The following is a 21,153-nucleotide window of genomic DNA, read 5'->3' as shown; positions in this document are numbered from 1 at the left end:
GTTCCCGCCACTCCCCCGTTCCCGCCACTCCCCCGTTCCCGCGCTGCCGGTGCGCACGCGCGCTGACCGTGTGCAGCGCGCGTGACCGGCCGCAGCGCGGGAAGGCGGGACGTACAACGCCGGGCCGCGGCGCCCGGGTCAGCGGGCGACCAGCAGCGCCGTTCCCGTGGCGCGGTCGTGCATGCCGCGGCTGTCGATGTCGGAGATGACCGCCGGCACCACCGTGGTGAGGAACACCTGGCGCACCAGGGCACGCACGACGCCGACGCGACCGGGGCCGTCGATCCGTGCGACCTGGATACCCATGATCAGCTGGCCGGGCGTGAACGAGAACAGGCTGACGCCCACCACACCGAGCACGAACCACACTCCGAGCGTCGCCGTGGACAGGTGACCCCCGTCGAGCGCGGCACCGAGGAACAGCGCGGACACCCCCATCGACATGAGCCAGTCGATCGTCAGGGCCGCGACCCGGCGCGGGGTGGCGGCCAGCGACCCCGGACCGGTCTTGGGCAGCCCGAGGTATTCACCCTGGTAGGCCTGCTTGTCGTGGTCACCGCCGGGGTGCGCGGCCGCCGGGCCGGACAGCCACGATCCTGTCGCGCGCGCCATCAGCGAGCACCGCCCGTGTACACGTGGTAAGCCATGACTCCAGAATAGGCGGTGCTCCGTCGTCGCCTCGGCGTCGTGGTCCGGCGCTCGTCCCCGCGGGCCGTAACACCGACGAAACACGGGCTTGACGGTCAGGCAACACCGCTTCCCTAGCGTCGTCCCTCGACGGAGCTGCCGCGCACCGGTGACGGATCGACGCGGATCGGCACTCGACACAGAAGGAGCACAAGCGTGGCTTTCACCACGGCCGAAGAGGTCATCAAGTTCATCGCGGACGAAGACATCGAATACGTCGACATCCGCTTCACGGACCTCCCGGGCATTCAGCAGCACTTCTCGATCGCAGCGAAGGCGTTCACCAAGGACACCCTGGAGGACGGCCTCGCGTTCGACGGTTCGTCGGTCCGCGGCTTCCAGTCCATCCACGAGTCGGACATGATGCTGCTCCCCGATTACGGAACGGTGCAGATCGACCCGTTCCGCCGGGCGAAGACGCTGAACATGGACTTCTTCGTCCACGACCCGTACACCCGTGAGTCCTACAGCCGCGACCCCCGCAACGTGGCGCGCAAGGCCGAGGAGTACCTGGTCTCGACGGGCATCGCCGACACCGCGTACTTCGGCCCCGAGGCGGAGTTCTACATCTTCGACTCGGTGCGCTACGACTCGCAGATGAACGGTGCGTTCTACGAGCTCGACTCGAGCTCGGGCGCCTGGAACACCGGCGCCGAGGCCGAGATCGACGGCTCCCCCAACCTGGGCTACAAGGTTCGCCCCAAGGGCGGGTACTTCCCGGTCGCTCCGTACGACCACTACGTCGACCTGCGCGACGCGATCTCCACCAACCTGCAGAACGCGGGCTTCGAGCTCGAGCGCGGCCACCACGAGGTGGGCACCGGCGGTCAGCAGGAGATCAACTACAAGTTCAACACCATGCTGCGCGCGGCCGACGATCTACAGCTGTTCAAGTACATCGTCAAGAACACCGCCTGGCAGCACGGCAAGTCGGCCACCTTCATGCCCAAGCCGCTCTTCGGCGACAACGGCTCCGGTATGCACGTGCACCAGTCGCTCTGGAAGGACGGCAAGCCGCTCTTCTACGACGAGAAGGGCTACGCCGGCCTGTCGGACCTGGCTCGTCACTACATCGGCGGCATCCTGCACCACGCCCCGTCGCTGCTGGCGTTCACCAACCCGACGATCAACTCGTACCACCGTCTGGTGCCGGGCTACGAGGCCCCCATCAACCTGGTGTACTCGGGCCGCAACCGCTCTGCCGCGGTGCGTATCCCGACGACGGGCAACAACCCGAAGGCCAAGCGCCTCGAGTTCCGCGCTCCCGACGCGTCCGGTAACCCTTACCTGTCGTTCGCCGCGCAGATGATGGCCGGCCTCGACGGCATCAAGAACAAGATCGAGCCGCTCGCGCCGGTGGACAAGGACCTCTACGAGCTCCCGCCGGAGGAGGCCAAGAACATCCCGCAGGCACCGACCTCGCTGCCGGCCGTGATCGACCGCCTCGAGCAGGATCACGAGTACCTGACGGCCGGTGGCGTGTTCACCACCGACCTGATCGAGACCTGGATCTCGCTCAAGCGCGAGTCGGAGATCGCCCCGGTGAACCTCCGTCCGCACCCGTACGAGTTCCAGCTGTACTACGACTGCTGATCACCCGATCGCACCCCGAACGCCCGGCCCGGATCCTTCCGGCCGGGCGTTCGGCGTTTCTCCGGCCGGTCTCGATCGACCGTCGATATCGCCGTTTCCGGTTTCCCGGCAGGCCGATCGGGGTAAGAGTGGACACGTCCCGATGGGCCGTGGGTGCCGATCCACCCGCAGATCCGGACGGTGCAGTGCTCACGTGTCACTGCGCCCCACCGTTGTCGAACAAAGGATCTGCGCTCGATGGATGCCCTGTGGGACTTCGTGGTCGGGCGGCGCAAGCAGCTCGCGATCGATTCCTATCTGCACGTTTCCGCTGTGATCCAATGCGTGCTCATCGCCACCCTGCTCGGCGTCCTCATCGGCATCCTCGTCTACCGCAGTCCTGCGGGCTCCGCCGTGGCCACCGCGCTTGCCAGCACCGTTCTGACCATTCCGTCGTTCGCCCTCCTGGGCCTGCTGATTCCCATCCTGGGCCTCGGCGTCGGCCCCACGGTGACGGCGCTGGTGCTGTACTCCCTGCTCCCCATCATCCGGAACACGGTGGTGGGCCTCGCCGCGGTCGACCCCGCGGTCAGCGACGCGGCCCGCGGCATCGGCATGAGCCGCGTCGCGGTGCTGCGCCGCATCGAGATCCCGCTCGCGTGGCCGTCCATCCTCACCGGCATGCGCGTGAGCACGCAGATGGCGATGGGCATCCTGGCCATCGCCGCGTACGCCAAGGGCCCCGGCCTGGGCAACCTCCTCTTCTCCGGCCTCGCCCGCGTCGGCAGTCCCACCGCTGTTCCTCAGGCCCTCACCGGCACCGTTCTCATCGTCGTTCTGGCGTTGATTCTCGACGGCATCTTCGTGCTCGTCGGCAAGCTCACCACCTCGAGGGGTATCCGTGACTGACAGCAATCGCACCACCACCGGCGCGGAGATCGTGCTCGAGGACGTCACCAAGTCCTACCCGGGTCAGAAGAACGCCGCCGTCGACCACGTGTCGATGACCATTCCCGCCGGTGAGGTGGTCGTCCTGGTCGGCCCGTCCGGCTGCGGCAAGACCACCACCATGCGCATGATCAACCGGCTGATCGAGCCGACGTCCGGCCGCATCACCATCGGCGGCAAGGACGCGCTGTCGATCGACCCGAACGAGCTGCGCCGCACCATCGGCTACTCCATCCAGCAGGCGGGGCTGTTCCCGCACATGACCATCGCGCAGAACGTCGGCATCGTGCCGGGGCTCATCGGGTGGGACAAGAAGAAGATCGAGAGTCGCACCGACGAGATGCTCGACCTCGTCGGTCTCGACCCGGCCCAGTACCGCGGCCGCTACCCGCGGCAGCTCTCCGGTGGTCAGCAGCAACGCGTCGGCGTGGCACGAGCCCTCGCCGCCGATCCTCCGGTGCTGCTCATGGACGAGCCCTTCGGAGCCGTCGACCCCATCACTCGTGGTCTGCTGCAGGACGAACTCATGCGCCTGCAGTCGGAACTCGGCAAGACCATCGTCTTCGTCACCCACGACTTCGACGAGGCGGTCAAACTCGGTGATCGTATTGCCGTGCTGGGCAACCAGTCTCGGATCCTCCAATACGACACACCGGAGGCCGTCCTCGCCAACCCCGCCGACGACACCGTGGCCGGCTTCGTCGGCGCCGGCGCCGCACTCAAGCAGCTCACCCTCATGCGCGTGCGCGACATCGAACTGTCCGACGTGCCCGCGTTCGGCGAGAACGAGCCCGTCGAATCGATGAACGCCGCCCTCGGTTCCGACCCACAGGCCTGGGGTCTGATTCTCGACGAGCGGCGTCGCCCGGTGCGATGGACCGACCGACGCCATCTGCGAGATGTCGGCAGCCTTCGCGACGTCGGCGTCCCGATCGGAGAACTGGTCTCGACTCAGTCGACGCTCCAGGACGCGCTCGAAGCCCTTCTCGCCGAGGGCAATGCGACGGCCACCGTGACCGGCAACCGCGGCGAGTACGTCGGCACCATCACCATCGAGCAGTTGATCGACACCATCAAGACCATCCGCTCGGCGCACGCCGACGACCACGTCGATCAGGATCCGGCCGCGTCGCCGGCCGCGGCGGGAGCGTCCTCGTGACCACCGCGTCGGAGGCGCCTGCCCTCGGCGGTGACGTCGACCCGGCCGCCGACGCGGAGTCCGCGGCCCGCGCCGTGCGGCGCGCGGAACGAATCCGCCTGCTCATCCAGCCGCTGATCGTCGTCGTCATGGTCGCCGTCCTGCTGACCTACGCCCTCACCCGGGAGCTGACGGCCACCCAGGCCGAGACCATCAACATCGGCACGATCTCCGAGACGGTGCTGCAGCACGTCCTCATCACCTTCGTGGTGACCGCCCTCGTGGTCCTGGTGGCCGTCCCGCTGGGAATCCTGTTGACCCGCAACGGGTACCGCAGACTCGCGCCGCTCTTCATCGGGATCGCCAACATCGGACAGGCCGCTCCGGCGGTCGGTCTGCTGGTCCTGCTGTTCCTGCTGACCAGCACCACCGGCTTCTGGATCGGCGTGCTGCCCATCGCCTTCTACTCGCTGCTGCCGGTGCTGCGGAACACCATGCTCGGGTTCCAGCAGGTCGACCCCAGCTACATCGACGCCGCCCGCGGGCAGGGTATGTCCAGCGGTGGAGTGTTGCGCCGCATCGAGTTTCCGCTCGCCGTGCCGTACATCCTCGCGGGTCTGCGCACCTCGCTCGTGCTCGCCGTCGGCACCGCCACGCTGAGCTTCCTGGTCGGCGCCGGTGGCCTGGGTGTGCTCATCGACACCGGCTACAAGCTCAATCAGCCGCTCATCCTCGTCGTCGGTGCCGTGCTTGCCGTCGCACTCGCCCTGCTCGTCGACTGGCTCGGCGCGCTCGCCGAGGCCTATCTCGGACCGAAGGGACTTCGCTAGATGCGCCGCACCACCAGGTTGTTCGCGGCGCTCGGCGCCTCCTCACTCCTCCTCGCCGGCTGCGGATTGCAGTCCGGTAGCGCGGTCCCCCTCGACGTCGGCCCGGGCAGCATCACCGCCCAGCCCGGACTCGAGGGCGCCGAGCTGACGGTGGGGTCGAAGGACTTCACCGAGCAGATCGTGCTCGGCTACATCCTCGAGTTCGCGCTCGAGGCGGCGGGCGCGAACGTGCGCGACCTGACCAACATCTCGGGGTCGAACAGCACCCGGCAGGCCATGATCAGCGGGCAGGTGGACCTGGCCTACGAGTACACCGGGACCGGCTGGATCAACTACCTGGGCAACGAGACTCCCATCGCCGACGCCACCGAGCAGTACGACGCCGTGCGGGACGCCGACAAGGAGAACGGCATCGTCTGGATCAATCCGGCGCCGATGGACAACACCTACGCGCTCGCGATGAACCAGCAGACGGCGGAGGCGACGGGTGTGAAGACCTTGTCCGACTACGCCGCACTCGCGAACACCGACCCCGCCGCGGCGTCGGTGTGCGTGGAGACCGAGTTCAACTCACGCCAGGACGGCTTCCCCGGCCTGGCGGCCACCTACGGGTTCGACGCCAACGCCGTGCCGCGGCAGATTCTGCAGACCGGCGTGATCTACCAGGCGACCGCCGAGGGCTCGCAGTGCAAGTTCGGTGAGGTCTTCACCACCGACGGCCGCATCAAGGGCCTGAACCTGGTGGTGGTCGAGGACGACAAGGCGTTCTTCCCCCGCTACAACGCCACCGTCACCATGCGCCAGGAGGTGGCGGACCGGTACCCGGAGATCGCCGAGATCACCGCTCCCGTCTCGGCCGCGTTGACCAACGACGCCATCACCGAGCTCAACAAGCAGGTCGACGTGGACGGTCGGGAACCGGCCGAGGTGGCGCGGGACTGGATGGTGGAGCAGGGGTTCGTGACCGCGGGGACCGACTGATCCGTCAGGATCCGAACGCCCGCTCGACGACGTTCTTCGCCCGGCGGGTGACGCGCAGGTAGTTGTCCAGGAAGGACCCGGCGTCACCGCCCGGCCAGCCGGCCACCTGCGCGACCGCGGAGAGCACCTTGCCGGGAGCGGGTAGCTGGTCGGTGGGCTTGCCGCGCACCAGGACCAGGGCGTTGCGTGCCTCGGTGGCGGTGAGCCACGCCTGGCGCAGCAGATCGACGTCGCCCGGACTCATCAGCTCGGCCGCGCCGATGGCGTCGAGCGCCTGCAGCGTCGAGGTGTTGTGCAGCGCGGGCACGCGGTGGGCGTGACGCAGCTGCAGCAGCTGCACGGTCCACTCGACGTCGGCCAGTCCCCCGCGACCGAGTTTGGTGTGGGTGGTGGGGTCGGCGCCCTTGGGCAGCCGTTCCGCGTCGACACGGGCCTTGATGCGGCGGATCTCGCGGACGGCCTCCTCGGAGACTCCGCCCTCGGGATAGCGGACGGCGTCCGCCATGAGCAGGAACCGGACGCCGAGGTCCTGGTCCCCGGCGACCTGGTGCGCCCGCAGGAGCGCCTGGATCTCCCAGGCCTGCGCCCACTGCGTGTAGTACGCCTCGTACGCCGACAACGTCCGCACGACGGGCCCGTTGCGGCCTTCCGGCCGCAGTCCGGTGTCCACTTCCAGCGGCGGGTCCTGGCTGGGTGAGCCGAGCAGCGTGCGGACGCGGTCGGCGATGGCGTTGGCCCACTTCACGGCGTCGGCGTCGTCGGCTCCCTCGACCGGCTCGCAGACGAACAGGACGTCGGCGTCCGAGCCGTAACCCAGTTCGCCGCCGCCGAGGCGGCCCATGCCGATGATCGCGATGGTGGCCGGGGCGGGCTCGCCGCGATCGGCGACGGACGCGCGCACCGCGGCGTCGAGCGCGGCGTTGATGACGGCAGCCCACACCGACGACAGGGCGCGGCACACCTCGGGCACGTCGAGGAGCCCGAGGATGTCGGCGGAGGCGACGCGGGCGAGTTCGTAGCGTCGGAGGGAGCGGGCGGCCGCGACGGCGCGCACCGGATCCTCGTACCGCGCGGACGATTTGAGGATGGCGCCGTACGTTTCGGTGGGGTCGACGTCGAGGAGTTTCGGCCCGGACGCGCCGTCGCCGTAGAGGCGAATGACCTCGGGGGCGTTGACCAACACGCTGCGCAGGTATTCCGACGAGCCGAGTACCCGCATCAGACGCTGGGCCACCGGGCCCTCGTCGCGGACCAGGCGGAGGAACCAGGACTGTTCCGCGACCTCCTCGCACAGCCGTCGGTAGGCCAGCAGTCCGGCGTCGGGATCCGGTGTGTCACCGAGCCATTCGAGCAGCGTCGGCAGGAGCATCGCCTGGATACGCCCCTTGCGCGCACCCATGCCGACCAGGGCGCCGAGGTGCCCGAGCGCGTTCTGCGGCGCGGAGTACCCCAGGGCCGAGAGCTGCCGCTTGGCCGAGTCGGTGCTCAGCCGCAGCGCGTCGCTGTCGAGCCGGGCGACCGACTCGAGCAGCGGCCGGTAGAACAGCCGCGCGTGCAGTCGACGGATGCGTTGGGCATTGCGGCGGATCTCCTGACGCAGGACACCCAGCGCGTCGTTGTTGCCGTCGGGACGCATGTGGGCGGCGCGCGCGAGCCACCGCAGCGCCTCGTCGTCGTCGAACGGCGGAAGCGTGTGCGTCCGTTGCAGTTTCTGCAGTTGCAACCGGTGTTCGATCAACCGGAGGAACTCGTAGGACGCCGTCAGGTTGGCGGCGTCGTCGCGCCCGACGTATCCCCCGTCCGCCAGGGCGGACAGCGCGGACACGGTGCTCTGCACGTGCAGCGACTCGTCGCCGCGGCCGTGCACCATCTGCAGCAGCTGCACGGCGAATTCGACGTCGCGCAGGCTGCCGCGGCCGAGTTTGATCTCCCGCTCGCGCAGCTCCGGCGGCACCATCTCCTCGACCCGTCGGCGCATGGCCTGCACCTCGGGGACGAAGTCCTCGCGTTCGCTGGCGTTCCACACCAGCGGCGTGACCGCCTCGACGTAGGCACGGCCCAGATCGGCGTCGCCGGTCATCGCACGAGCCTTCAGCAGCGCCTGGAACTCCCACGTCTTGGCCCACCGCTGGTAGTAGGCCAGGTGCGAGTCGAGGGTGCGGACCAGCTCACCCTGCTTGCCCTCGGGCCGCAGGGCCGCGTCGACCTCGAAGAAGGCCGACGATCCCACGCGCATGAGCTCCCCGGCGAGCCGGGTGGCGGCCGTCGTGGCGGGTTCGGCGACGAAGACCACGTCGACGTCGGAGACGTAGTTCAGTTCGCGCGCACCGCATTTGCCCATGGCGATCACCGCGAGCCGCACGGTGCACGGCTCGTCCGGGAACGTGGTGGCGACGGCCACGGCGAGGGCGGCGGTGAGCGCCGCGTCGGCCAGATCGGACAGATGACGGGCGACGGTCTCGTAGGGGACGACGGGTTCGTTCTCCACCGTCGCCGCGAGGTCCGCGGCGGCCAGAATCATGAGGTGGTCGCGGTAGACGGTGCGCAGCGCCAGGACGGCCTTCGGGCCCGTCACCGAGGCACGGAACAGCCCGTCGGACGCGCACTCCCCCGCTTCGGGGGCGGCCTCGACGGCGTCGAGCAGGTCGGCACGCACCTCGTCGGACGTCGGGAGCGCGGTGCGGTGCTCGGCGAGCAGTCGCCACTTCTCGGGTTGCCCCACCAGGTGATCGCCGAGCTCGCTCGACGATCCCACCAGCGCGAACAGCCGCCCCCGCACCAGCGGATCGCGGCGCAGGACACCGTCGAGCTCGGTCCAGTCGTCACCGAGTGCATCCGCGAGACGGACGACCGTGCGCAGGGCGAGGTCCGCGTCCGGCGACCTCGACAGCGACCACAGCAGGTCCACGTCGGTGTCGGTGGTCCATCCGAGGCGCCCCAGATCGGCCGCGGCGGTGCTCGCGACCAACCCCAGGCGCCCCGGACTGGGCAGAGTCGATCGGCCGGGTGGAGGGGTCATCGCGCACTCTCTCGGATCGAACGGACTCGCGACTCGGGCGACACGCTGCCGGCGGCGCTAGGGCTCACAGTCCGAGGTAGGTCTCGAGCTCGAACGGCGTGACGCGCGACCGGTAGGACTCCCACTCCCGACGCTTGTTGCGCAGGAAGTAGTCGAACACGTGCTCGCCGAGCGTCTCGGCCACCAACTCGGACTTCTCCATGGCGGCGAGGGCCTCGTTGAGGCTGCTCGGCAGCTCGCGGTACCCCATGGCGCGCCGTTCGGCGGAGGTGAGCGACCAGACGTCCTCCTCCGCCTCCGGCGGCAGCTCGTAGCCCTGCTCGATACCGCGCAGTCCGGCGGCCAGGAGCACGGCGAAGGTGAGGTACGGGTTGCAGGCCGAGTCGGGGCTGCGGATCTCGACGCGGCGCGACGACGCCTTGTTGGGCGTGTACATCGGCACGCGGATCAACGCGGAGCGATTGGACGGGCCCCACGACGCCGCGGTCGGCGCCTCGCCGCCGTGGATGAGTCGCTTGTAGGAGTTGACCCACTGGTTGGTGACGGCGCTGATCTCGTTGGCGTGCTCGAGAATGCCGGCGATGAACGCCTTGCCGGTGTCCGAGAGCTGCATCGGATCGTCGGGGTTGTGGAAGGCGTTGGTCTCGCCCTCGAACAGGCTCATGTGGGTGTGCATCGCCGAGCCGGCCTGGTCACTGAACGGCTTGGGCATGAACGTCGCGCGCACACCCTCCTCGATCGCGACCTCCTTGACCAGGTAGCGGAAGGTCATCACGTTGTCCGCCATCGACAGCGCGTCGGCGTAGCGCAGGTCGATCTCCTGCTGCCCGGGCGCGGCCTCGTGATGGCTGAACTCGACGGAGATGCCCATCGACTCGAGCGCGTCGATCGCGTGCCGACGGAAGTTCGGCGCGGCGTCGTGGACGGCCTGGTCGAAGTACCCGCCGTTGTCGGCCGGGGTCGGGGGACGGCCGTCGTCGGGCATCTCGCTGCAGAGGAAGAACTCGATCTCGGGGTGGACGTAGCAGCTGAAGCCGAGATCGCTCGCCTTGCTCAACTGACGCCGCAGCACATGGCGCGAGTCGGCCCACGAGGGCGACCCGTCCGGCATCGCGATGTCGCAGAACATGCGGGCTGAGTGCTGCTCGCCCTTGCTGGTGGTCCACGGCAGGATCTGGAACGTCGTGGGGTCCGGCTTGGCCACCGTGTCCGCCTCGGAGACCCGCGAGAAGCCCTCGATGGCGGACCCGTCGAAGCCGATCCCCTCCTCGAAGGCGCCCTCGAGCTCCGCGGGCGCGATCGCCACCGACTTGAGGTATCCGAGCACGTCCGTGAACCAGAGGCGCACGAATCGAATGTCGCGCTCCTCCAGCGTGCGCAGCACGAATTCCTTTTGGCGATCCATGACCGTCAGGCTAGGCACGCCGCATTAAATCCGTGTTACATCGGGGCGCGGCGGGTCGGGTGCGGTCACGGACAGCGCAGACCGGGCGGCGGCACGGTGAGGTCGACGAGGTAGTCCGTCACCGCGTCGTCGACGCACGCCACCCCGGCGAACGACGCCGTGTGCTGGTCCCCCTCGAACGTCACCAGCGCCGCGCCGAGTTGGCGGGCGAGGGCGACGCCCGCCTCGTACGGCGTCGCCGGGTCGGCGGTCGTGGAGACGACGACGGTGGGCGGCAGTCCCGTGATCTGCAGCGGCCCCGGATCGGCGCGCGTCGGGACCGGCCAGAAGGCGCACGAGTCCAGCGGGGCGTCGCCGGCGCCGCGCCCGTCGTCGAGGAACGGTGCGGCGGCCCGGAACTCACGGTCCACCGCGCCGGTCCGCGCCCGGTCGAGGATCCGCGGATCGTCGACGCACCGCACGGCGGTGAAGGCGTCGTTGCTGTTGGTGTAGGTGCCGTCGGGCTGCCGCTGGTTGTAGAAGTCGGCCAGCGCGAGCAGCTCGGTCCCCCGGCCGGAGGCGAGTTCGGTGAGGCCGCGCCGCAGCGGCTCCCACAACTGCTCCGTGTAGAGCGCCTGTTGCACCCCGGTGATCGCATCGTCGTAACTCAGCGTGCGATCGTCGTCGGCCGGCACGGGCGCCCCGATCAGCGGATCGACCAGCGCGCGGAAGCGCGCCACCGCGTCGTCCGGCACGGTCCCGAGCGGGCAGTCCGACCGCGCGGCGCAGTCGCGCGCGAACGCGTCGAACACGGTCTGGAACCCGGCTCCCTGCGCGACGGTCTCCGCGGAGACGTCCGCGGCGGGGTCGAGGGCGCCGTCGAGCACCATCGCCCGCACCCGATCCGGGAACAGCTCGGCGTAGGTGTACCCGAGCCGCGTGCCGTACGAGAACCCCAGATAGGTCAGCGCGGGGTCACCGAGCGCAGTGCGCATCAGGTCCATGTCGCGGGCGACGTCTTCGCTGCTCATGTGCGCGAGAAGGACGGGGTCGTTGCGATCGGCGCAGCGCTGGGCGTAGGCCTTGTTCTCCGACTCGGTCTCCGCGATCCCCGCGGGCGAGGTGTCGACGTCGTCGTCCGCACGCTCGGCGTCGAACTCCGCGGCCGTGTCGCAGCGAACCGCCGGCACCGAGGCGCCGATCCCGCGCGGGTCGAAACCGATCACGTCGAGCCGGTCGGCCACCGCGGTGCCGCGGGCGACCGTCGCCGTGGAGAGCCCGGACGCGCCCGGGCCACCCGGGTTGACCAGCATCGACCCGATCGCCGGACCCGACGCCGGCGACCGCGAGAGCGCCAGCGACGCGAGCGGTCCCGCCGGATCGCCGTAGTCGAGCGGCACCAGGACACGACCGCACTGCAGGGCGGTGTCGAGGGCGCTGCCGTCCGTGGCGAACCCGTCGCACGACCCCCATTGCACGCGCTGCGCCTCGAACTCCACCAGAGTGCGGGGACGCGCGTCGTCCGGACCCGGCAGCACGTCCGGACCGGGCGGCGCGGCAGTCGGGGCGGACTCCGTTCCGGTGACACCCGATGCGGGATCGCTCGGCGTGGCGCATCCGGCGATCGACGTCACCGTGAGCAGCACGACGGCGACCGACGGGAGGAAGCGGCGACGGCCGCGCGGAAGGACCACGCGTCGATGGTGGCACGACCCGCCGACATCTCGTCCCGGGCGCCGGGGGGTGACCGATGCCACACCGGCGCCGACCGGCGTCGGTGGCAGACTTGCCTGGTCAGCATTCACCCGGGGACCCGCACGGCGGGCCTCGAGGACGAAAGGGACCCACGTGTCCGCTCCCGTGCCCGGCACCGACTCCACCGACCGCACCGACCACGACAGCGCTGCCGAGACTCCGCTCTACGGCGCACCGACCGGTCGGAAGACCCGCGTCCATCACCTCCAGGCCATGAAGGCGTCCGGTGACCGGTGGGCCATGCTCACCGCCTACGACTACTCCAGCGCCCGCATCTTCGAGGACGCCGGCATCCCCGTGCTGCTCGTGGGCGATTCCGCTGCCAACGTCGTCTACGGCTACGACACCACGGTGCCCGTCACGGTCGACGAGTTGATGCCGCTCGTGCGCGGCGTGGTGCGGGGCGCACCGAACGCTCTCGTCGTCGCCGACCTGCCGTTCGGCACCTACGAGACCTCCCCGCAGCAGGCCGTGGAGACCGCCGTCCGGTTCATGAAGGAGGGCCAGGCGCACGCGGTCAAGCTCGAGGGCGGCGAGCGCGTGGCCGAGCAGATCGCGGCGATCACCGCCGCGGGCATCCCGGTCATGGCCCACATCGGGTTCACCCCGCAGAGCGTCAACGGGCTCGGCGGATTCCGCGTGCAGGGCCGCGGCGACGCGTCCGAGCGTCTCGTGGCCGACGCCGTCGCCGTGCAGGAGGCCGGCGCGTTCTCGGTGGTCATGGAGATGGTCCCGGCCGAGCTCGCGGGCCAGGTGACCCGCAAGCTGGTCATCCCCACGGTCGGCATCGGGGCCGGTCCCGACTGCGACGCCCAGGTGCTCGTCTGGCAGGACATGGCCGGCTACACCAGCGGCCGCACCGCGAAGTTCGTCAAGCGGTTCGGGGCGGTGGGCGACGAGTTGCGCCGGGCCGCGGCCGAGTACGCCCGCGAGGTGCGCGCCGGTTCCTTCCCCGGAGCCGAGCACAGCTTCTGACACACTCGCAGACATGATTCGCCGAACCGTGTCTCGTTCCGCAGTCCCCACCCGCGTCGGTCTCGCCCTCGCGGCCACCTCTCTGTGCGTGGCCGCGTGCGGGTCCGGCGGGTCGGACCCCGCGCCCGCCGACTCGTCGACCACGGCGCCGTCGTCCACGACGTCGACGGCGGCGACCGCGACGACGACCGTGACCTCCGATCAGGCCGAGACACTGTGCCGCGATCTCGAGGCCCAGCTCTCGGACTGGCGGACGCAGGGCCCCACGCTCGGACGTGGCGGCCTGAACATCCTCGTGCAGACGTGGGCCGCGCAGTACGGGCTCAACGCCGCCGTCGTCCAGAACCGGGCGATCGTCGACGACGCGACCGAGGAGACGTGCGGCGACGTCCGCTCGCAGGCGATCGACCTGCTCGAGATCCCCGATCTGGCGACGGGACTGGTGGGCCTGTGACCGTCGACGACGCGCGTCGCACCTTCTACCCGCCGATCGACCCGCACGCGACGGGCCTCCTCGACGTCGGCGACGGTCAGCGCCTCGCCTGGGAGGTCAGCGGCACGGACGCCGGAACCCCGGTGGTGTTCGTGCACGGCGGGCCCGGCGGCGGAACCAATCCCGACCAGCGCCGCTACTTCGACCCCGAGCACTACCGGATCGTGCTGTTCGACCAACGGGGCTGCGGCGCGTCCACGCCCCATGTCGCCGACGGCGCCGATCTCTCCGTCAACACCACACCCGCGCTGATTGCCGACATGGAGCGGCTGCGCGAGCACCTCGGCATCGAGTCGTGGATCGTGTTCGGCGGCTCGTGGGGATCGACGCTCGCGCTGGCCTACGCCCAGGCGCATCCGGACCGCGTCCGGGCCCTGGTCCTGCGCGGGATCTTCCTGCTCCGCGACGCCGAGATCGACTGGTACTACCGCGGCGGCGCGGGCCACCTGTTCCCCGAGAAGTGGGAGGAGTTCCTTGCTCCCATCCCGGCCGAGCGCCGGGACGAGGACACGGTGGCGGTCTACCACGACCTGCTGCACTCCCCCGATCAGGACGTCGCCGTGCGCGCCGCGGTGGCGTGGTCCACGTGGGAGGGTGCGACCAGTTCCCTGCTGCCGTCGCCGAGCCGTCTCGACCAGACCGCGGACCCGCGATTCGCCCTCGCCTTCGCGCGCATCGAGAACCACTACTTCGTCCATCGCGGCTTCCTCGAGCCGGGTCAGTTGCTGCGGGACATCGGCCGCATCGCCGACATCCCCGGCGTGATCGTCCAGGGGCGGTACGACGTGGTGACCCCGGCCCGCAGCGCGCTCGATCTGCACCGGGCGTGGCCGTCGTCGACCCTGCACGTGGTGGACGACGCGGGTCACTCGGCGGCCGAGCCGGGCATCGTGCATCACCTCGTCGAGGCCATGGACGCGCTGCGTCGGTAGCTGCGGACGCGCTGCGTCGGTGACAGCGGACGCACTGCGTCGGTAGTGGCGGACGCGCTGCGTCGGTGACGGCGGACGCGCTGCGTCGGTGAACGACCGGTGCGTTCATCCTCGGCTGGTAAAGATGTGGTCATGACGAGGAAGCCCGAGGCGCACACCGAGATCGAAGTGAAGTTCGACGTCGGGATGGACACTCCCGTCCCGGATCTCGCGGGTGCGCCGTCGGTCACGGCCGCGTCGGCGCCGGAGCTGACGCATCCGGTCTCCACCTACTTCGACACCGCCGACCTGGCTCTGGCCCGCGCCCGCATCACGCTGCGGCGGCGGACGGGCAGCGCCGATGCGGGGTGGCACGTCAAGCTGCCCGTGTCGTCGGACGAGCGCCTCGAGGTGCGCAGCCCGCTCTCCGCGGGCGGGAACACCACGCGCGTGCCCGACGAGGTCGCCCTGGTGGTGCGCGCCCACACGCGCGGCCGGCCTCTCGTGCCGGTGGCGAGCATCGAGACCCGACGGGTGATCACCACGGTGTCGACGGCGAAGGCCGATCGTGCGACCGAGCTCTGCGACGACACGGTGACGGCGCGAAACCTGCTCGACGACATCACTGTTCGCTGGCGGGAGTGGGAGCTGGAACTGGTCGACGGCACGCGGTCGACGCTCCGCCACCTCGGGACGTTCCTCCTCGACCACGGCGCGAAGCCGGGCTCGTCGCCGTCCAAGCTGGCGCGCGCACTCGGGTCGCGGCTGGAGGCCGCCCGGGACAGTACGTCTCCGCAGCCCGACGGCACGGCGGGCGCCGCGCTCCGCGTCGCCCTCGCGGCGGACGTGTCCGCGCTGATCGCCGCGGATCCCCGCGTGCGGCGCGACGAGGACGATTCCGTGCACGCGATGCGCGTCGCCACGCGGCGGCTGCGCAGCGTCCTCCGGTCCTACCGCACACTCCTCGACCGCGCGGAGGTCGACGCCGTTCGGGGCGAATTGGCGTGGCTCGCGGGCATTCTCGGGACGGCGCGCGATGCGGAGGTGCTGGCCGCGCGATACCGCGACGCCCTGGCCGCTCTTCCGGCCGACGCCGTGCGCGGCGACGTGGCCGACTCGCTGGTCGGCACCCAGGAGCGGCTCTTCTCCCTCGCCCACGCCGAGGTGGTGCGCGAACTCGACGGCGAGCGGTACTTCGCCCTCCTCGATGCCCTCGAGGCGCTGCTCGCGTCGTCACCGAGCGGGAAGAAGGCGGGCAAGCCGGCCGCCCGAGTCTTCGATCGCGTGCTGCGCGCGCAGTACGCCCGCGTGGACGAGGCGCACCGTCGCACTCTCGCGCTGCGCGAGCGCGGTGCCGAGGACGAGCACGAGGACGCGATGCACGACGTGCGCAAGCTGGCGAAGAAGCTGCGCTACGCCGCCGAGGCGGCCGGGGTGGTCGACTCCCCGAAACGTTTCGCGCGCACGGCGGCACGGGCGGCGAAGTCCGCGAAGAAGGTGCAGTCGGTGCTCGGCGACCACCAGGACAGCGCGGTCGCGCGGCGCACCCTGCTCGTGGAGGCCGACTCGGCCCATGCGCGTGGCGCGGACACCTTCACCCACGGCGTGCTGTACGCCGCGGAGACGCGCGCCGGAGCGGACGCACTGGAGCCCTTCCCATCCGCGTGGAAGACGCTGCGGCGCACCGCCGATCGCGCAGGCTGGACCGACCGTTAGGTCAGCGCGTCAGGACCACTCGCGGTCCGCGTCGTCCGCGGCCTTGTTCCGCTCCGCCGCGATCTCGAGCGCACGCTCGGCGGTCTCGCGGTCCGGATAGGGACCCATGCGGTCCATGGCGCCCGCGTCCTTGCCCTGCACCACGGCCTTGTCGCTGATGCGGAAGTACCACTGCTCGTCGTCGCTCATGGGCACAGTGTGCCCCGTCCGAGCGACCCGTACGCGGCACTCGGTGGGTGCACGCGCCGGGGCAAGTGACGCGCGCGCAATCGTGGGGTTACAGGGATACACTTCCCGGGAACCCCCTGCGCACGCCACCGTCACCACGGTGCATCACGACGAAGGAGTAGGACATGTCAGTCATCATCTTCGACCACCTCTTGCCGCTGGTCGGACCCGACGCCGCGACCTACTGGGCGACCCTCCTGGCGGTCAACCCCATCTGATCGACCGCGTGACGTACGAACGGCCCCCGTCCTCGGACGGGGGCCGTTCGTCGTCGTGGACGGGCGGACGAGTCGACCTGTAAGCCGGATCCTGTTCCCGGACGCGAACGTCCGGGCGGCGACCATCCATCTGGGCACACCGTCACCGGGTACCTCGAGCGATCCACCCGCAGGCTCGGGCGAGCAGCCCTCGGGCACCTGCGCAGCCGCACCACCGCGAACGACGGTGAGACCTTCGATCTTGCTCCGGGCGGGGTTTACCGAGCCACCCCGGTCACCCGGGGTGCTGGTGCGCTCTTACCGCACCGTTTCACCCTCACCGACACGTCACGAGGACGATCGGCGGTCTGTTCTCTGTGGCACTGTCCCGCGAGTCACCTCGGGTTGCTGTTGGCAACCGCCCTGCTCTGTGGAGTCCGGACTTTCCTCGGCGCGAGGCCTGACGACACCGGTCGCCGGTTCCTCCCGCCGCGGCCGCCCGGTCGACTCGTCCGCACGGCAGATGCTACTCGGCGGATCGCCGTGTCGGGCCGTCGCCCTAGAGTCGTCGCATGCGATTCGTCGTCCTGCTCCGCGGCGTCAACGTCGGTGGGGTGCGCCTGGTCATGAGCGACCTGCGGTCCGCCCTCACCGCCGCCGGATACGCCGACGTCACCACCGTGCTCGCGTCCGGCAACGTCCTGCTCACGTCGGACGGCGACGAGGCGTCGGTGCGGTCGGACGTCGAGGCCGTGCTGCGCCGGGAGTTCGGCTACGACGCGTGGGTGGTGGTGCTGACCTCGGACCGGCTCGCGGAGGTGGTCGAGTCCTATCCGTGGGACACCGACGAGGACGTGCGCCACCCGTACGTGATCTTCTCCTCGGACGGCCGCTCGACCGCCGAGTTGGGCGCTCTGGACGGTCTGGACCCGACGGTCGAACGGACCGCGCCGGGCCCGCATCACGTCCTGTACTGGGAAGTCGTTCGCGGCGACACGCTCGGCAGCGTCGTGGGCAAGGCGAGCGCGAAGGCGGCGTACAAGTCGACGACGACCACCCGCAATCTCCGCACGCTGCGTCGCCTGCTCGCGTGAGAGACGTCGTTCTTCCCGTCCTGCTGGTCGGAGCGGTGCTGGCGTTCGCCATCGTGCGTCCGCGCGGACTGCCCGAGGCGGTGTTGGCGGTGCCCGCCGCCGGTCTGGCGTTGCTCCTCGGTGTGGTCGGCCTCGACGGGGCCCTGCGGGAGGTCCGTGATCTGGCACCGACCGTCGCGTTCCTCGCGGCCATCCTCGCGCTCGCCCATCTCGCGGACCGTCGTGGCGTGTTCCGCTGGATCGCCGGTGTTCTGCACCGACGCTCGGCATCGTCCCCGGTGCGCCTGCTGGCAGCCGTGTTCGTCACCGCGGCACTGACCACCGCCGTCCTGAGCCTCGACGCGACCGTCGTGCTGCTCACCCCGGTGGTGATCGCCGCGGCCCGCCGGGCCGGCTTCTCCGCTCGGCCGACGTCCTACGCGGTGGCGCACCTGTCCAACTCGGCGTCGACGCTGCTGCCGGTCTCGAACCTCACCAATCTGCTGGTGTTCTCGGCGACGGGCCTGTCCTTCCTGCACTTCTCCGCACTCATGGCGGGGCCGTGGGTGGTGGCGATCGTGGTCGAGTTCCTCGTCTTCCGCTGGTTCTTCCGCAACGACCTCCGGGGCGGCGAGTCCTCTCCGGAACCGGCCGACCTCCACGCCGGAGACACCCCCGACGACGACACCCCTGCACCCGTGTTCGCGCTCGGGGTGATCGCCTGCGCCCTGGTCGGTTTCGCCGTGAGCGGGGCCGTCGGGATCGAACCGGTCTGGGTGGCGGCCGCCGCGGCCGTCGTCCTCGCCGTCCCGGCCGTCCGCGCCGGCGACACCGGCCCGACGGCCATCGTGCGGGCGCTCGACCTGTGGTTCTGCGTCTTCGTGTTCGCCCTGGGCATCGTCGTCGCGGGCCTGGCCGACGGGCCCGTCGGCTCGTGGGTGGCCGACCTGCTGCCCGCGTCGACGTCGCTGCCGTCCCTACTGCTGATCGCCGCGATCGCGGCCGTCGCCTCCAACGTGCTCAACAACCTGCCCGCGACCCTGCTGTTGCTCGCCGCTCTCACCGGCTCCGGCGCCGCCTCGGTCCCCGCGCTGCTGGCCCTGCTGATCGGGGTCAACCTCGGGCCGAACCTCACCTACGTGGGGTCGCTGGCGATCATGCTGTGGCGCCGAGTCGCCCGAGCCGAGCGGGAACCGGTGAGCCTGCGGACCTTCACCGTGCTCGGGGTGCTCACCACCCCGGTGACGCTGGTGGCCGCCACACTCGCCCTCTGGGCCGCCCTTAGGGTCTGACGAGCGGGTCGCGCCGAGTGTCCTCGGCGGCCGTTCTACCCGCCGAGGAACGACGTGTCGTTCACCAGCCGCACCGACGCCGCGTCGTCGTCGTAGAAATCCACGACGCTGACGGACGCGAGATCGAGATGCAGGCGGTAGAGGATCGACGGGCCCACGTCGAGCCCGAGCTGCAGGAGAGTCTTGATCGGGGTCACGTGCGAGACCACCACTACCGTCCGCCCGGCGTGCTCGCGGCGCACCGTGGCCAGCGCCCGCTCGACGCGGGCGCGCACGGCGTCGAAGCTCTCGCCCTCGGGGGGCGCGATCGACGTGTCGCCCATCCACCGGCGGTGCGCGTCGCCGTCGCGGGCGGACACCTCGGCGAAGGTAAGCCCTTCCCACGTCCCGAAGTCGGTCTCGGTCAGATCGTCGAGCACCTGCACCGACACCCCGACCCGCGCGGCGACCGCCTCGGCGGTGTCGCGGGCGCGGGCGAGCGGTGAGGAGACGATCGCGTCGATCGGTCCGAGCCGTGCCACGCGCTCGGCGGCGGCCGCGGCCTGCGCTCGCCCGACGTCGGTCAGATCGGGGTTGCCGCGGCCGGAGTACCGCTTCTCCACCGACAGCGGAGTCTGCCCGTGCCGCAACAGGATCAGCCGGGTCGCCGCCCCGGACACGGACTGCCACGCGGGACGGTCGGTCGTCGCCGGCTCGCTCGCCGGCCCACTCGTCGACCCACTCGTCGACCCACTCGTCGACCCACTCGTCGACCCACTCGTCGACTCGGACAGGGCCGCACCGGTCAGCAGCGCCGGTTCCCCGTCCATCGCCTCGTTGGCCAACCGGTCGGCCCGAGCGTTCTCGGCACGGGGAATCCAGGTCCAGCTCACCGAGTCGAAGCTGCGCGCCACCTCCGCCGCCCGCCGCTGCAGCGGAATCATGTCCGGGTGCTTGACCTTCCAGCGGCCGGACATCTGCTCGACCACCAGTTTCGAGTCCATCCGGACCGCCACCTCGGCCGCGCCGAGCTCGCGCGCGGCTTCGAGGCCCGCGATGAGTCCGCGGTACTCCGCGACGTTGTTGGTCGCGGTACCGATCGACTCACGGCGCTCCGCGAGGACCGACCCGGCGTCGTCGAGCACCACCGCGCCGTACCCGGCCGGGCCGGGATTGCCGCGCGATCCGCCGTCGGCCTCGACCGTCACCCGACCGCCGCGACCGGTCGTCACAGACCGGATTCCTTGGTCCGCACCAGGATCGCGTTGCATTCCGAACAGCGGACGACGGCGTCGGCCGGCGTCGCGGCGATACGCGCGATCTCACCGCGATCGAGCTCGATGCGACAGGCACCGCAGCGGCGGCCGCGCAGCAGAGCCGCGCCGACACCGGACCGTTCGCGTTGCTTCTCGTAGACCGAGATCACCTCGTCCGGCAACGACGACGCCAGCTCGGCGCGTTGTCCGGTCCGCGTCTGCACGAGGCGGTCGACGTCGGCGAGGGCGTCGTCACGTCGTCGGGTCACGTCGACCAGGTCGTCCTCCGCCTTGGAGAGCCGTGCCCCCGCGTGATCGTGGTCCGCGGCGAGGGCCTCGCGCTGCTCCATCACCTCGAGCAGCTCGTCCTCGAGGATGCTGCGGCGCCGTTCGAGGCTGCCCAGCTCGTGCTGCAGTTCGGTGAGCTGCTTCGCGGGCGCGGCGCCGGACTCGAGCGCGGCGCGGTCCTTGTCCTCGCGCTTGCGGACGGCGTCGATCTCGCCTTCGAGCTTGCGGATGTCGCGGTCGATGTCGTCGAGCTGGATCTCCACGCCGACGGCGGCGTCCTTGCGCGCCACCCGCTCGGTCTCGAGCGCGTCGAGTTCCGCCTGCTCCGGCAACGTCCGTCGACGGTGAGCGAGCTGGGCGAGTTCGGTGTCCATGGCAGCCAGGTCGAGCAACCGCTCCTGGATCTTCGGGTCGACGTTCACCGGTGTCAC

Annotated in this window: 18 protein-coding genes and 1 other RNA gene; 11 read left to right on the top strand and 8 right to left on the bottom strand. The window is 70.5% G+C overall.

Annotated elements, in window-relative coordinates; translation table 11 throughout:
* Positions 1 to 138: 138 nt before the first annotated feature.
* Positions 139 to 612 carry an RDD family protein gene (locus HQ603_RS11225; RefSeq protein ID WP_222684618.1) on the bottom strand — a complete coding sequence of 158 codons (474 nt, stop codon included), beginning with the start codon at positions 610 to 612 and terminating at the stop codon, positions 139 to 141.
* 231 nt (positions 613 to 843) lie between these two features.
* On the opposite strand from HQ603_RS11225, the gene glnA (HQ603_RS11220) reads away from it, so the two are divergent.
* The 5 genes from glnA (HQ603_RS11220) (at position 844) to HQ603_RS11200 (ending at position 6,156) form a co-directional block, all read left to right on the top strand.
* Positions 844 to 2,280, top strand: coding sequence for a type I glutamate--ammonia ligase (glnA, locus tag HQ603_RS11220; protein WP_222678166.1), 1,437 nt, complete (start codon positions 844 to 846; stop codon positions 2,278 to 2,280).
* A 237-nt stretch (positions 2,281 to 2,517) separates the two neighbouring features.
* On the top strand, positions 2,518 to 3,168 hold the full coding sequence (locus HQ603_RS11215; RefSeq protein WP_222684617.1) for an ABC transporter permease: 651 nt from the start codon (positions 2,518 to 2,520) through the stop codon (positions 3,166 to 3,168).
* Positions 3,161 to 4,366, top strand: coding sequence for an ABC transporter ATP-binding protein (locus HQ603_RS11210; RefSeq protein ID WP_068100342.1), 1,206 nt, complete (start codon positions 3,161 to 3,163; stop codon positions 4,364 to 4,366). The genes HQ603_RS11215 and HQ603_RS11210 overlap by 8 nt, the downstream gene beginning before the upstream one ends.
* A 74-nt stretch (positions 4,367 to 4,440) precedes the next feature.
* The gene (locus HQ603_RS11205; protein ID WP_308126468.1) at positions 4,441 to 5,175 is read left to right on the top strand and encodes an ABC transporter permease; all 735 of its coding nucleotides are present in this window, start codon (positions 4,441 to 4,443) and stop codon (positions 5,173 to 5,175) included.
* Complete coding sequence (locus tag HQ603_RS11200) at positions 5,176 to 6,156, top strand: glycine betaine ABC transporter substrate-binding protein (protein ID WP_222684616.1); 981 nt, start codon at positions 5,176 to 5,178, stop codon at positions 6,154 to 6,156.
* A gap of 4 nt (positions 6,157 to 6,160) precedes the next feature.
* Here HQ603_RS11200 and HQ603_RS11195 read toward each other — a convergent pair whose 3' ends face one another.
* From HQ603_RS11195 to HQ603_RS11185, 3 genes are all read right to left on the bottom strand, one after another.
* On the bottom strand, positions 6,161 to 9,175 hold the full coding sequence (locus HQ603_RS11195) for a bifunctional [glutamine synthetase] adenylyltransferase/[glutamine synthetase]-adenylyl-L-tyrosine phosphorylase (protein WP_222684615.1): 3,015 nt from the start codon (positions 9,173 to 9,175) through the stop codon (positions 6,161 to 6,163).
* Positions 9,176 to 9,239: 64 nt separating this feature from the next.
* Entirely contained in the window at positions 9,240 to 10,580 is a 1,341-nt protein-coding gene (gene glnA, locus HQ603_RS11190; RefSeq protein ID WP_222684614.1) for a type I glutamate--ammonia ligase, read from the bottom strand.
* Between the two features lie 65 nt (positions 10,581 to 10,645).
* The gene (locus tag HQ603_RS11185) at positions 10,646 to 12,253 is read right to left on the bottom strand and encodes an alpha/beta hydrolase (protein WP_308126466.1); all 1,608 of its coding nucleotides are present in this window, start codon (positions 12,251 to 12,253) and stop codon (positions 10,646 to 10,648) included.
* Positions 12,254 to 12,419: 166 nt separating this feature from the next.
* Between HQ603_RS11185 and panB the strand changes: the two genes are divergently transcribed.
* The 4 genes from panB (at position 12,420) to HQ603_RS11165 (ending at position 16,409) form a co-directional block, all read left to right on the top strand.
* Entirely contained in the window at positions 12,420 to 13,289 is an 870-nt protein-coding gene (panB, locus tag HQ603_RS11180) for a 3-methyl-2-oxobutanoate hydroxymethyltransferase (RefSeq protein ID WP_222684629.1), read from the top strand.
* A gap of 13 nt (positions 13,290 to 13,302) precedes the next feature.
* Entirely contained in the window at positions 13,303 to 13,743 is a 441-nt protein-coding gene (locus tag HQ603_RS11175) for a hypothetical protein (protein ID WP_222684613.1), read from the top strand.
* Positions 13,740 to 14,714 carry a prolyl aminopeptidase gene (gene pip / locus HQ603_RS11170; RefSeq protein ID WP_222684612.1) on the top strand — a complete coding sequence of 325 codons (975 nt, stop codon included), beginning with the start codon at positions 13,740 to 13,742 and terminating at the stop codon, positions 14,712 to 14,714. The genes HQ603_RS11175 and pip overlap by 4 nt, the downstream gene beginning before the upstream one ends.
* Before the next feature lie 132 nt (positions 14,715 to 14,846).
* Positions 14,847 to 16,409, top strand: a complete 1,563-nt coding sequence (locus HQ603_RS11165; protein ID WP_222684611.1) for a CYTH and CHAD domain-containing protein — start codon at positions 14,847 to 14,849, stop codon at positions 16,407 to 16,409.
* A 9-nt stretch (positions 16,410 to 16,418) separates the two neighbouring features.
* Here HQ603_RS11165 and HQ603_RS11160 read toward each other — a convergent pair whose 3' ends face one another.
* Together HQ603_RS11160 and rnpB are read right to left on the bottom strand one after the other, a co-directional pair.
* Positions 16,419 to 16,598, bottom strand: a complete 180-nt coding sequence (locus HQ603_RS11160; protein WP_222684610.1) for a hypothetical protein — start codon at positions 16,596 to 16,598, stop codon at positions 16,419 to 16,421.
* Positions 16,599 to 16,919: 321 nt separating this feature from the next.
* Positions 16,920 to 17,345: RNase P RNA component class A (gene rnpB / locus HQ603_RS11155), an RNA gene on the bottom strand.
* Positions 17,346 to 17,406: 61 nt separating this feature from the next.
* Between rnpB and HQ603_RS11150 the strand changes: the two genes are divergently transcribed.
* Together HQ603_RS11150 and HQ603_RS11145 are read left to right on the top strand one after the other, a co-directional pair.
* Positions 17,407 to 17,928: a DUF1697 domain-containing protein gene (locus HQ603_RS11150; RefSeq protein ID WP_222684609.1), complete on the top strand. Its 522-nt coding sequence runs from the start codon at positions 17,407 to 17,409 to the stop codon at positions 17,926 to 17,928.
* A complete protein-coding gene (locus HQ603_RS11145; protein ID WP_222684608.1) occupies positions 17,925 to 19,199 on the top strand; it encodes an SLC13 family permease in 1,275 nt (424 codons plus the stop codon). The genes HQ603_RS11150 and HQ603_RS11145 overlap by 4 nt, the downstream gene beginning before the upstream one ends.
* A gap of 35 nt (positions 19,200 to 19,234) precedes the next feature.
* On the opposite strand, the gene HQ603_RS11140 is transcribed toward HQ603_RS11145, so the two are convergent.
* Positions 19,235 to 20,410, bottom strand: a complete 1,176-nt coding sequence (locus HQ603_RS11140; RefSeq protein WP_308126465.1) for a bifunctional RNase H/acid phosphatase — start codon at positions 20,408 to 20,410, stop codon at positions 19,235 to 19,237.
* Entirely contained in the window at positions 20,407 to 21,144 is a 738-nt protein-coding gene (locus HQ603_RS11135) for a zinc ribbon domain-containing protein (RefSeq protein ID WP_222684606.1), read from the bottom strand. Before HQ603_RS11135 ends, HQ603_RS11140 begins: the two co-directional genes overlap by 4 nt.
* Positions 21,145 to 21,153: the final 9 nt, after the last annotated feature.

This window comes from Rhodococcoides corynebacterioides, assembly GCF_019834675.1.
GTDB lineage: Bacteria > Actinomycetota > Actinomycetes > Mycobacteriales > Mycobacteriaceae > Rhodococcoides > Rhodococcoides corynebacterioides_A.
The sequence above is the reverse complement of the archived record's forward strand: the minus strand, read 5'-3'. Positions and strand labels throughout refer to the sequence as shown.